Source organism: Nocardioides sp. Z43_10, assembly GCF_059766615.1.
The window spans coordinates 146,217-158,022 of the sequence record NZ_JCBAJY010000008.1; the positions used below are offsets into that span (position 1 = coordinate 146,217).

The window sequence follows — 11,806 nt, forward strand, 5'->3', positions numbered from 1 at the left end:
CCGACCGATTGAGGCTCCGAAAGGACCGACACATGACAGACATCCAGGTTGTCCATGACCCCTCCCGCCTGCGCTACCGAGCAAGCATCGGTGGCGAAGCCGCCGGCTTCGCCGAGTACATCCTCACCGACGAGCTGATCGTCTTCACCCACACCGACGTCGACCCACGGTTCGAGGGCACGGGTGTCGGCTCGGCCATCGCCCGATTCGCGCTGGACGAAGTCCGTGCGGCAGGCGGACGCAAGGTCATGCCGCTGTGCCCCTTCATCAAGGGCTGGATCGGACGGCATCGTGAGTACGTGCCGATGGTGTACGGCGTGAACCTGCCACAAGGGAAGGACGCCACATGACCAAGACGCTGACGGACAAGTCCGGTGCAACCGTGCAGGTCAGGCTCGAGATCGGCAGCCCTATCAGTTCGTACACAGTGAGCCTCGACGATGGATCAACCGTTGGCCATGCCGACTTCGTCGATTCTCCTGGGACAGGCCAGGAGCGGATCTTCTTCCACACCGAGGTGGACGAGGAGTTCGCGGGGCGAGGCCTGGCGGGGCTCCTGGTCCGCGAGGCGCTTGAGGACAGCCTCCGCCGCAAGGTCACCGTCGTGCCGGTATGTCCGGTGTTCGCCCGACACCTGAAGCGGCACGGAAGTGAGTTCACCGCGCAAGGCGGCGTGTTCCGCCGGCCGACCCCTGCGGACATCGCACTCGTCACACGGGCGGCACGAGGCCGAGCATGAAGGAGGCGGATCAATGCAATCAGTCATTCCTGACTATCTGACCGAGGCACTCGCAGATGTCGAGTTGGATGTCTCCGGAGAGCCGGCGGGCTACATCCCCGAGCTCGCGGCAGCCGATCCGGGTCGTCTCGGTGCGGTCTTTGCCACCCTCGACGGGAAGATCTACGGCGCCGGCGACATGGATACCGAGTTCACGATCCAGTCGATCTCCAAACCGTTCACCTACGCGCTGGCGCTGGCAGATCGCGGCTTCGGCCCCGTGCTCGCCAAAGTCGGGGTGGAACCCTCGGGAGAGGCGTTCAACCAGATCTCCCTCGAGCGTGAGAGCGGACGCCCCCTCAACCCGATGATCAACGCTGGCGCCATCACCGCGCACTCGCTGGCGGGCTCGCGGGGGCTCGATTCGACAGGACGCGTGGAGCGTGTGGTCGACGGCCTGTCCGCGTTCGCGGGGCGCCGGCTGAGCATCGACGAGGCAGTATGCGCCTCCGAGATGGAGCACGCCCATCGGAACCTTGCCATCGCGCACATGCTCCGCAGCTACAACATCCTCACCGAGGACCCGCGGGGCGTCGTCGACGGCTACACCCGTCAATGCTCCGTGCTCGTCACCGTGCGGGATCTGGCGATGATGGCCGCGACGTTGGCCAACCGGGGCGTGAACCCCGTCTCGGGCGAGCGGGTGGTCGGCGAACGGGTGGTGCGTCAGGTGCTCAGCGTCATGGCCACCTGCGGGATGTACGACTCGGCCGGTGACTGGGCGACCCAGGTCGGCATCCCGGCCAAGAGCGGGGTGGCCGGCGGACTGATCGGCGCGCTGCCTGGCCAGCTCGGGATCGCCACGTTCTCACCCCGACTGGACGCGCACGGGAACAGCGTTCGCGGGGTGTCGTTGTTCGAGCGTTTCTCCTCCGACATGGGTCTGCACGTGATGGAGGTACCGGCGTCTGCGCCCGCGGTCGTACGTTCCAACCACGTGGCTGGCGGCGGCCCGCACGCTATCCGGGTCATCCAGCTGCAGGGTGGGATTCGCTTTGCCGGAGCCGAGAGGATCCTGCGAGAGATCCTGGACACGGCACCCCCCGAAGTCGGAGTGGCTCTGGATCTCACCATGGTCTTTTCGATCGATGACGTGGCACGACGCATGTTGCTGGAGGTTGCGCGACGGCTCACGTTGGATGGTCACGATGTCCTTCTCATCGACCCTGAAGCGCTCGTTCCAGATCCCGAGCCCGGAGATGGGGGCCGAGTCACCGTCGTCGAAGACCTTCAGCAAGCACTCGGCAGGGGTGCCGCGTGAGCAACCTCGAGCAGCACCCGGATGAAGAGGTGAGCGTGACGCACCTTGCTGATCGACCTGAGGTACTCGAGCCGCGTGAGGTCCCCTTGGGAGGTCAGCGTGCCTTGATGGTCCGGCGCACACTGCCGCAACGCGCGCGCAGCCTCATCGGCGCATGGTGCTTCGCGGACTCCTTCGGTCCCACACCGGCATCCGCGGCGCGGACCATGGACACCCGTCCGCATCCGCACACCGGGCTGCAGACCGTCAGCTGGCTGTACGCAGGCCAGGTCGAGCATCGCGACTCCCTGGGCAGCCTGGCCTACGTCGTTCCCGGCCAGGTGAACCTGATGACCGCGGGGCGGGGCATCCAGCACTCGGAGGTCTCGACCGAGGACGCCCGAGGCCTGCACGGCGTGCAGCTGTGGGTCGCTCTGCCGGATGCCCACCGATGGACCGAACCGCTGTTCGAGCATCACGTGGCGCATCCGGTCACGCACGGGGACGCCACAGTGCGCGTCTTCCTCGGTGAGCTGCTCGGGCAGTCGGTCCCTCTGACGACGTTCAGTCCACTCGTAGCGGCACAGATCGACCTGCCTGCCGGCGGCGAGGTCCGCCTCTCGGCGAACCCTGCCTTCGAGCACGGTCTGCTCATCGACGCCGGGGAGCCGGCGCTGAACGGGGTCGAGGTCGGCGTCCACCAGCTGTGCTACGTCCCTCCAGGATCCGAAGAGCTCGTCATCCGCGCGGGTGACGCAGCCGTACGCGGGGTGCTCATCGGCGGGGAGCCACTGGGCGAGGAGATCGTCATGTGGTGGAACTTCGTCGGCCGGAGCCACGACGAGATCGTCACCTTCCGTCAGGAGTGGCAGTCCGAGGTCATCGGAGGGGCCGACCCAGCAGGGCGATTCGGCGTGGTCAGGGGGTACGACGGCGACCCCCTGTCTGCACCAGTCCTCCCCAACGCGACGATCCAGCCACGGCACTGACGCGCCAGATGCAGGCGAACGAACTGACCGCGGCGCGACTTGAGATGCAACGAGGGCCCCGGCATAAGCCGGGGCCCTCGGTGTCGAACGGTGAGCGCCGCGGGCTGGCGATGTAGGGCTCTCAGCCCTCGGATGTCAGGCGGGCCCTCAGCCGGTCGACCGCCTCAGCGAGAGGCGGGAGGCGCTTGTCGATGGTGACCTGGATGATCTCGGGATTCGTGGCGAAGTAGTGATGGGCGAGGAAGTCGCGCATACCCGCGATGTTGCTCCACGGGATCTCCGGCTCCGTAGCAGTCAGTTCATGGCTGATGCCTTTGACCGCTTCGCCGATCTCCAGGAGTCGCATCGCGACGGCGTCCATGACGATCTCGACGGAGATGGGGCCATAGTGAAGGTGCGAGTGGATCGAGGTGATGGCCTCGGCGATGTCGTCGAGCAGGTCGGAGTCTGAGCGGCTCACAGCGGCAACAGGTCCTTGGCCGCCCGCTCGCGTACGCGCTCCTTGAGGCCGGTGCGGGGCACCAGATCGACGGGCACACCGAGCACCTCTTGCAGCTCGCGCTGGATGCCGATGATGTCGATGATGTCGGTCCCAGGGGCAAAGTCGACGAGCAGGTCCAGATCGCTGTCTTCGCGATCGTCACCCCGTGCGACGCTTCCGAAGATCTCGGGGTCGGTGACGCCGTGTCGGCGCAACACCTCGCGTGCCTCGCCGCGGTGTGCGGCGACGCGACGGCCCGTGGGGCCGCTGAGCGGCCGCCGGGTGGGCGTGGCGATCTCGGTCATGGCTTCATCGTATCGGGGGGCTGCCCCCAGATTCCCGACGATTTTGGTGACATATGCGAGCGAGGCGTACGTCGGTGATCGGGCCAGGAATCGAGCCAGTGAGTCCACGTCGAGACCGGCGATCTCAAGGAGGCGCTGGAGGAGTCCGGCGCCATCGTCCTTGCGCAGTCCATGGCGGCTGGCGTGGGGCGCCAGCAGTGATTCGAGGCGGGCCAGGTCGAGACCGCGCTGGCCCGCGGCGTCGCGGAGGGCGTCGGCGATATGGCTCAGGTCGGCCTCGGCGTTGAAGAGGTCTGCGATGGTCGCCTCCAGCGTCAAAACCGGGAGTCCCTCGACCACGGTGATGTCGCGCGAGTCGAGAGCGCGCTGGCGGTAGCGGAGCTCGGCGCGCTGGCTCTGCCGACGGGTGGGTGCGATGAAGTCGTGCTGCCGATCCCACAGGTCCCCGATCCCGTGCAGGCGGGCCGCGGAAGCGCCAGCGAAGACGACCCCGCCTGCGAGGTCCTTGCCACGCTCGAAGCCGAGACGTGAGGGATCGGTGCTCAGCCAAGCGGCGCGCATGTCGTCGACATGGTCTCCCGGGGCCCCGGCGATCTTGTAGACGCCGTGGGCCAGGCGCTCCAGGAAGTCGTCCGCGGCGAGTCTCGACAGATCCAGACGGGAGACGCCGTGCCTGCGGGCTTGGGCTGAGGTGATCATGCCCCACTGGTGGGCGGTGACCTCGGCGACCACGCGAAGGGCGTCCGTCGACTTCATGCTTGGATTGTATGGCTCAAAGAGATACTGTCCAAGCGTCACAGACCCAAGCCAGGGCCCGGTTTGCGCGCGCACGCGGGACGACCAGACGCTTGAGTGGCGCTCGGCCCAGGTGTTGATGGCTTCGCCGTAGTGGGTGTGATCCGACCTGGAACTCTCCTACGAGGACTGGTGCGATCCACTCACCTGATCAGTGGGCACGGCAGTCGTCACGAGCCGCCGAAGACCGCTCCCGCGGATCTCCTGCGGTATTTGGGCCGCCAGAGGGCAAGCGAAAGGGCCTCTGAGCCTGCAAACATGCAGTTCAGAGGCCCTTTCGGGGTTACGACGTCCGTCAGATATCGTAGTACAGCTCGAACTCGTGCGGGTGCGGGCGCAGCTGCACGGGCAGGATCTCCTGGGTCCGCTTGTAGTCGATCCACGTCTCGATCAGGTCCGGCGTGAAGACGTTGCCGGCCGTCAGGAACTCGTGGTCGTTCTCCAGGTTGGTGAGCACGTCGTCGAGACGGGTCGGGACCTGGTTGATCTCGGCCATCTCGTCCGGCGGAAGCTCGTAGATGTCCTTGTCTACCGGTGCCGGCGGCTCGATCTTGTTCTTGATGCCGTCGATGCCGGCGAGCAGCAGGCCGGAGAACGCCAGGTAGGGGTTCGCCGACGGGTCGGGGCAGCGGAACTCGATGCGCTTGGCCTTGGGGTTGGAGCCCGTGATCGGGATCCGCACGCAGGCCGAGCGGTTGCGCTGGCTGTAGACCAGGCTGATCGGGGCCTCGAAGCCGGGGACCAGGCGGTGGTAGGAGTTCACCGTCGGGTTGGTGAAGGCCAGCAGCGACGGCGCGTGCTTGAGGATGCCGCCGATGTAGTAGCGCGCCATGTCGGACAGCCCGGCGTACCCGGTCTCGTCGTAGAACAGCGGCTCGCCGTTGTTCCAGATCGACTGGTGCACGTGCATGCCCGAGCCGTTGTCGCCGAAGATCGGCTTCGGCATGAAGGTCGCGGTCTTGCCGTTGCGCCAGGCGACGTTCTTGACGATGTACTTGAACTTCATCACGTCGTCGGCGGCCTTGAGCAGCTCGTCGAACTTGTAGTTGATCTCCGCCTGGCCGGCGGTACCGACCTCGTGGTGGGCGCGCTCGACGTGCAGGCCAGCACGCTCCATCTCGATGACCATCTCGTCGCGCAGCTCACCGAAGTGGTCGTACGGCGCGACGGGGAAGTAGCCGCCCTTGTACTTGACCTTGTAGCCGCGGTTGTTGTCCTCGGAGCCGCTGTTCCAGGCGCCGGCCTCGGAGTCGATGTGGTAGTACCCGGCGTTGGCCTTGGTCTCGAACCGCACGTTGTCGAAGACGTAGAACTCGGCCTCGGGGGCGAAGTACGCGGTGTCGCCGATGCCCGTGCTGGCCATGTAGGCCATCGCCTTGCGGGCGATGTTGCGCGGGTCGCGGGAGTAGGCCTCGCCGGTGATCGGGTCGTGGATGAAGAAGTTGACCACCAGCGTCTTGGCGACCCGGAACGGGTCGATGTAGGCGGTGCTGGGGTCGGGGAAGAGCTGCATGTCCGATTCGTGGATGGCCTGGAAGCCACGGATCGAGGAGCCGTCGAACCCGAGGCCGTCCTCGAAGACCGACTCGTCGAACGACGAGACGGGGACCGTGAAGTGCTGCATCACGCCCGGCAGGTCGCAGAACCGGACGTCGACCATCTCGACGCGCTCGTCCTTGATGTACTTCAGCAGCTCGTCGCTGTTTGCGAACATTCGTCCTCCTTGGCCACGATCTGGATCGCCTCGCGGCCGGCATGCAGTGCGATGGGAGATTCCGGTGCGGCGGTGCACCGAACGTTGCCTCGAAAACTACTCAGGGGCAGTTTCTGGACCATATCCACATTGTTTCACCCAGGTAACAGGTGGTGCCGGTCTACCCGCTCACAGCGACTCGATAGCCTGACTCCCGTGACTGACCCCGCCCTGGAGACCGCGTCCTGGTTCCACCGGATGCTGGCCCTGGTGATCGACTGGTTCGCCTGCATGGCCGTGGCCCTGTTCATCCTCGGTGCCGACGCCTACTTCGGCGAGCCCGGCGACCCGGTCCCGGGCATCCTGACGCTCCTGCTCTACGTGGTCGAGTCGACCGTCCTGACCTTGCTGGCGGGCGGCTCCTTCGGCAAGCTCGTCACCCGCCTGCGCGTCGTGCGCGTGGACGCCGGCGCTCGCCCCCTCTCGCCGCTGCTGATCCTGGTGCGCCAGGTGATGATCGCGCTGGTGATCCCGCCGCTGGTCTTCCGCCCCGACGGTCGCGGTCTGCACGACATCGTGGCGGGCACGGTGACCGTGCCGCTGTCCGCCGTGCGCGGCGAGCGTCCGACCGGGCTGTAGGCAGGGTCGTACGCTGGAGGAGCCCCGGCCGGGCGCAGGCTCGGCACCTGCGAAGAAAGGCACTCCATGCGACGCACCACACTCGTACGCCGGGCGGCCCTCGCCGCCGCGACCCCCGTGCTGCTGGTCGGGCTCACCGCGTGTGGCTCCGACGAGGCCGACACCGCGGAGAAGAGCTCCGCCTCCTCCAGCGAGTCCGACTCGAGTGACTCCGAGGGGGCTGGCACTGCGCCCGCCGCCGATGTGGCCGCCGGTGAGGAGGTCGACCCTCAGACCTTCGTCGACGACATCGCCGCCGGCCTCGAGGACCTGACCACCGGCCACGTCGAGGTGACGATGGAGGGCGGGTCCATGGAGGTGACCGCCGAGGGCGACGTCGACTACCAGACCGAGCCACCGTCGGTGGCGATCAAGATGGAGAGCTCGACAATGGGGGAGGAGGCCATGGACGTGCGCTTGGTGGACGGCACGATCTACGCCTCCGTGCCCGGGATGACCAACGGCAAGTTCCTCGCCCTCGACAGCGACGACCCCAACAACCCGATGGGCGAGCTGTTCACCGAGCAGTTCGACCCCCGCAAGACCTTCGAGGGCTTCGGCGAGCACATCGACAAGGTCGTCTTCGTGGGCGAGGAGGACGTCGACGGCGAGAGCCTGCGCCACTACGAGATGACGCTGGACACCGACGCCATCAAGGACCTGGCCGGCCAGATGGGTGGCGGCACCGGCGACGCCAAGGGCGACCTGCCCGAGAAGCTCACCTACGACGTGTGGCTCGACGAGGAGAACCGGACCAGCCGCACCGAGATGGACCTGGGCAAGGAGACCGGCTCGTTCGTCACCGAGATGGACGGCTGGGGCGAGCCGGTGAGCATCGAGGCCCCCGACGAGAGCGAGATCGTCGAGATGCCGGGCAGCACGACCGCACCCTGAGCACCGCACAGCACCGCACAGCACCGCACAGCAGAGGGCGCCGGGCCATGGCCCGGCGCCCTCTCGCGTTCTCGCTAGCGACCGCGCAGGCTCAGCGACCGCGCATGTTCTGGCGCATGCCCTTCATGTTGTTCGGCATCGGACCCTTGGGCAGCGGGATGTTGGAGCGGTTGGCGTCGAGGGCCTTGAGCCGGTTCAGCACGTCGGTGAGCTCGGCGGGCTTGACCGCACGCTTGAGCTTGGTGATGTGGCGGACCAGCTTGGGCAGCGGCACCTGGCCCTCGGCGTTGCCCACCATCACCTCGTGGATGGGGGTGTCGGCGACGACCCGCTCGTGCTTGCGGCGCTCGTTGATCATCAGCGAGCGCACCCGGTTGGGGTTGCCCTCACCGACGAGCACGATGCCGGGCGGGCCGACCACGCGGTGCACCACGTCCTGCTGCTTGGTGAACGCGACCACCGGGTCGGTCTTCCAGCCGCGCTTGAGCATCTGCAGCGCCGCGGCGGCCGCCCCGAGCTGACCCTCCATCTGGGTGTACGCCGCGTGCTGGGCGCGCCGGCCGAAGACGATCAGCGCCGCCAGGATGCCGAGCATCAGGGCGCCGACGATGCTCATGACCCACTCGAGGATGCCGCTGCCGGGAAGGATCCGGAACAGCACGAAGCCGACCACGGCACCGAGGAGGAAGGAGCCCAGGATCCACAGGCCGAGGCGCGGATCGGACTTCTTCGCCATCCGGTAGGTCTGGGCGAACTGCTGGCGCCGGTTCATGTTGGCCGGAGCGACGGGGGTCGACATGCGAGTGCCTTTGCTTCGTGCGGGTGGTCGAGAGGGAGGTGACAGCGCCCGGGGGCGCTGTCAGAGGGACGTCGCGACCGAGCCCGATCGCGCGTCCATGGCCTGACGGTACAGCCGCCCGGCCCGGTACGACGAACGAACCAGGGGCCCGGACAGCACTCCGGAGAAGCCGATCGCGTCGGCCTCGTCCTTGAGCTCGACGAACTCCTCGGGCTTGACCCAGCGCTCCACGGGGTGGTGGCGCACCGAGGGGCGCAGGTACTGGGTGATCGTGACCAGCTCGCAGCCCGCGCCGTGCAGGTCGCGCAGCGCCTGGGAGATCTCCTCGCGGGTCTCGCCCATGCCCAGGATCAGGTTCGACTTGGTGACCAGGCCGAAGTCGCGGGCCTGGGTGATCACGTCGAGGGAGCGCTCGTAGCGGAACGCCGGCCGGATCCGCTTGAAGATCCGCGGCACCGTCTCGACGTTGTGGGCCAGGACCTCGGGGCGGGACTCGAAGACCTCGCGCAGCAGGTCGGGCTTGCCGTTGAAGTCGGGGATCAGGTTCTCCACGCCGGTGCCCGGGTTCAGCTCGTGGATGGCGCGGACCGTCTCGGCGTACAGCCAGGCGCCACCGTCGGGCAGGTCGTCGCGGGCGACGCCGGTGATGGTGGCGTAGCGCAGCCCCATCGTCTGCACGGACTCCGCGACCCGGCGCGGCTCGTCGCGGTCCAGCGGCTGCGGCTTGCCGGTGTCGATCTGGCAGAAGTCGCAGCGCCGCGTGCACTGGTCGCCACCGATGAGGAACGTCGCCTCCCGGTCCTCCCAGCACTCGTAGATGTTGGGGCAGGCGGCTTCCTGGCAGACCGTGTGCAGCCCCTCGGACTTCACCAGGCTCTGCAGGTGTTTGTACTCCGGGCCCATCTTGGCGCGCGTCTTGATCCACTCGGGCTTGCGCTCGATCGGGGTCTCCGCGTTGCGCACCTCCAGACGGAGGAGCTTGCGGCCTTCAGGGGCGGGAGCTTGGGTCACGTTGCCCCACTGTACGCCCGTCCCGGAAGCGGTCCGCCGCTGCCGTCAGGGCACGTCACGGCGCCGAAATGCCAGCAGCGAGAGGAGGGCGGAGGCGCCCAGCAGGGTGCCGAGGTAGCGGGTCGCCTCGGTGGTGGTGAGGACCTGCTCGCCGCAGTCCTCGGCCGCCCGCGCCCCGTCGCACAGGCTGTCGTCCCAGTACTCGACGCCGTCGTAGAGCACCGCGAGAACGTTGCTGTGCAGCATCCAGCGCTGGGGGTCCGGCAACGGCAGCGCGCCGACCAGGAACGCGCCCACCACGACCGCGGCGAACAGCACCCCCAGCGTGGCCACCGTGCTGCGGAAGAGCATGGTGAGGGCGTAGGCGCCCAGGGCGGCCGCGACGGCCAGCACGACACCGCGACCGCTGAACCCGGTCAGGATCCGGACGATGTCGTCGTGGATCTCCTGGTCACGCGAGCGTGCGAGCGCCCACAGCGCGGTCCAGTAGGCGCCCAGGACCACGGTGCAGGTGGCCAGGGTGGCCAGCACCACCACCGCGGCCTTCGCCGCCCAGACCCGGGTACGGCGGACCTCGAAGAGCAGCTGGTTGCTCATCGAGCCGTTGTTCCAGTCGGCACCGGCGAACGTCGTGCCGATCAGCATGGCCAGCACCGCCAGCACCAGCACCACCGCGGTGCCGGTCTCGTACCTCTGCTGGATCAGCGAGAGCGTGGGCCGGTAGAGGAAGTCCTCCGCGCTGGGCACACTGCGCTCGCGGCAGGCCGTCTCCACCGCGGCTGGGTCCACCGCGGCCGGGCCTCCTGCGTCCGCGGCCTTCGCGGTGCGGCGCTGCACGCAGCGGCGTACCTCGTCCTCGACCCAGGGCTCCGCGGCGAAGGCGGCCGCCTCCTGCTCGGCGCGGTCGTGGTCGGCTTCGGTGAACGGACGGGTCTGGTAGGCCAGCCCCACCCCGATGCACACGGGAACGACGACCGCGGCGGCGAGCAGCACGAGGATGGCGCGTCGCCACCGCAACCGGGTGAGCTCGACGCGGATCAACCGGATCATCGCAGCGCCCCCTCGTTGGTCGGGGCGCCGAGGCTGTCCCGGGCGGTGAGGTCGAGGAAGACGCTCTCCAGGTCGGCGCGCACCGGGGTCAGCTCCGAGAGCCAGACGCCGCCGTCGGCGAGCACCCGGGTGACCTCGTGGGGCGGCCGGTCGGTGTCCACGCGCAGCGTGGCGCCGGGCTCGTCCGCGGCGGAGCGCGGGTCGGGGTCGGGCTTGACCGCGAAGCCGGCCGCGCGCAGCAGCCGGGTGGACGCCTGCGGGTCCGCGACCCGGACCCGGAGCCGGCCGACGCCGGCACCCATCAGCTCGTCGACCGTGCCCGAGGCCAGCAGCCGGCCGCGGCCGATGATGGTCGCCGAGGTGCACACCTGCTGCACCTCGGCCAGGATGTGGGAGCTCAGCAGCACGGTGACGCCGGCGTTGCCGAGCCCGCGGATCGTCTCGCGGATCTCGCGGATGCCCGCCGGGTCGAGCCCGTTGGTGGGCTCGTCGAGGATCAGCAGATCCGGCTGCTTGAGCAGCGTCGCCGCGATCGCCAGGCGCTGCTTCATGCCCAACGAGTAGCCGCGGTAGCGGTCCCGGTCCCGGGCGGTCAGCCCGACCGTCTCCAGCGAGGCGTCGACGCGGATGCGCGGCACGCCGATCGAGCCGGCGAGCAGGGCGAGGTTCTGGCGTCCGGTGAGGCCGGGGGAGAACTTCGGCGACTCCACCACGGCCCCGACCCGGTCGATCACCGCCGGCAGCCGCCGGGGGACCGGGGTCCCGAACAGCGCCATGCTGCCCGAGGTGGCCGAGGCCAGCCCCAGCAGCATCCGGATCGTGGTGGTCTTGCCCGAGCCGTTGGGGCCGAGGAAGCCGTGCACGCCGCCGGCCGGCACCGCGAGGTCGAGGTCGGCCACCGCCACCCGACGCCCGCGACGTCCGTGGAACTCCTTGCGCAGTCGGTGGGTCTCGATCACCAGATCGCCCACCGGCACCTTGCTCGCCGCACTGCCGACCATCGGCACACCCCCGTGTTCTCGCCGATCCACCGCGCCCGTCGCCCGGTCCCGAACGAGATCGTGACAGGTCCGGGCTCCGGCCGTACGGAGAA

Annotated in this window: 13 protein-coding genes; 6 read left to right on the forward strand and 7 right to left on the reverse strand. The window is 68.5% G+C overall.

The genetic code is table 11. The annotated features are described in order from the left end of the window. The first annotated feature begins 32 nt into the window (after positions 1-32). The 4 genes from AC6EI4_RS15600 (at position 33) to AC6EI4_RS15615 (ending at position 3,007) form a co-directional block, all read left to right on the forward strand. The gene (locus AC6EI4_RS15600; protein ID WP_498423857.1) at positions 33-350 is read left to right on the forward strand and encodes a GNAT family N-acetyltransferase; all 318 of its coding nucleotides are present in this window, start codon (positions 33-35) and stop codon (positions 348-350) included. Further along, positions 347-739 carry a GNAT family N-acetyltransferase gene (locus AC6EI4_RS15605; protein ID WP_498423859.1) on the forward strand — a complete coding sequence of 131 codons (393 nt, stop codon included), beginning with the start codon at positions 347-349 and terminating at the stop codon, positions 737-739. Before AC6EI4_RS15600 ends, AC6EI4_RS15605 begins: the two co-directional genes overlap by 4 nt. Before the next feature lie 13 nt (positions 740-752). Further along, positions 753-2,039 (forward strand): glutaminase, encoded by a 1,287-nt coding sequence (locus tag AC6EI4_RS15610; protein WP_498452017.1) that lies wholly within the window; start codon positions 753-755, stop codon positions 2,037-2,039. Positions 2,040-2,146: 107 nt separating this feature from the next. After that, entirely contained in the window at positions 2,147-3,007 is an 861-nt protein-coding gene (locus tag AC6EI4_RS15615; protein WP_498452018.1) for a pirin family protein, read from the forward strand. Positions 3,008-3,128: 121 nt separating this feature from the next. Here the strand turns inward: AC6EI4_RS15615 and AC6EI4_RS15620 are convergent, their stop codons facing one another. The 3 genes from AC6EI4_RS15620 to glnA form a co-directional block, all read right to left on the reverse strand. Continuing rightward, positions 3,129-3,467: a HepT-like ribonuclease domain-containing protein gene (locus AC6EI4_RS15620; RefSeq protein WP_498423863.1), complete on the reverse strand. Its 339-nt coding sequence runs from the start codon at positions 3,465-3,467 to the stop codon at positions 3,129-3,131. Beyond that, positions 3,464-4,549 carry a nucleotidyltransferase domain-containing protein gene (locus AC6EI4_RS15625; RefSeq protein WP_498423864.1) on the reverse strand — a complete coding sequence of 362 codons (1,086 nt, stop codon included), beginning with the start codon at positions 4,547-4,549 and terminating at the stop codon, positions 3,464-3,466. Before AC6EI4_RS15625 ends, AC6EI4_RS15620 begins: the two co-directional genes overlap by 4 nt. A 334-nt stretch (positions 4,550-4,883) precedes the next feature. Continuing rightward, positions 4,884-6,302 (reverse strand): type I glutamate--ammonia ligase, encoded by a 1,419-nt coding sequence (gene glnA, locus AC6EI4_RS15630; protein WP_498423865.1) that lies wholly within the window; start codon positions 6,300-6,302, stop codon positions 4,884-4,886. 195 nt (positions 6,303-6,497) lie between these two features. Here glnA and AC6EI4_RS15635 point away from each other — a divergent pair, with 195 nt between their 5' ends. Together AC6EI4_RS15635 and AC6EI4_RS15640 are read left to right on the forward strand one after the other, a co-directional pair. Then, positions 6,498-6,920, forward strand: a complete 423-nt coding sequence (locus AC6EI4_RS15635) for an RDD family protein (protein ID WP_498423867.1) — start codon at positions 6,498-6,500, stop codon at positions 6,918-6,920. A 66-nt stretch (positions 6,921-6,986) separates the two neighbouring features. After that, complete coding sequence (locus AC6EI4_RS15640) at positions 6,987-7,853, forward strand: SCO4651 family lipoprotein (RefSeq protein ID WP_498423869.1); 867 nt, start codon at positions 6,987-6,989, stop codon at positions 7,851-7,853. Between the two features lie 91 nt (positions 7,854-7,944). On the opposite strand, the gene AC6EI4_RS15645 is transcribed toward AC6EI4_RS15640, so the two are convergent. From AC6EI4_RS15645 to AC6EI4_RS15660, 4 genes are read right to left on the reverse strand one after another with little or no spacing between them, the layout of a single operon-like run. Beyond that, positions 7,945-8,652 carry a DUF4191 domain-containing protein gene (locus AC6EI4_RS15645; RefSeq protein WP_498423871.1) on the reverse strand — a complete coding sequence of 236 codons (708 nt, stop codon included), beginning with the start codon at positions 8,650-8,652 and terminating at the stop codon, positions 7,945-7,947. 60 nt (positions 8,653-8,712) lie between these two features. Next, positions 8,713-9,663 (reverse strand): lipoyl synthase, encoded by a 951-nt coding sequence (gene lipA / locus AC6EI4_RS15650; RefSeq protein WP_498423873.1) that lies wholly within the window; start codon positions 9,661-9,663, stop codon positions 8,713-8,715. A 45-nt stretch (positions 9,664-9,708) separates the two neighbouring features. After that, positions 9,709-10,713, reverse strand: coding sequence for a hypothetical protein (locus AC6EI4_RS15655; protein ID WP_498452019.1), 1,005 nt, complete (start codon positions 10,711-10,713; stop codon positions 9,709-9,711). After that, a complete protein-coding gene (locus AC6EI4_RS15660) occupies positions 10,710-11,714 on the reverse strand; it encodes an ABC transporter ATP-binding protein (protein WP_498452020.1) in 1,005 nt (334 codons plus the stop codon). Before AC6EI4_RS15660 ends, AC6EI4_RS15655 begins: the two co-directional genes overlap by 4 nt. Positions 11,715-11,806 lie beyond the last annotated feature (92 nt).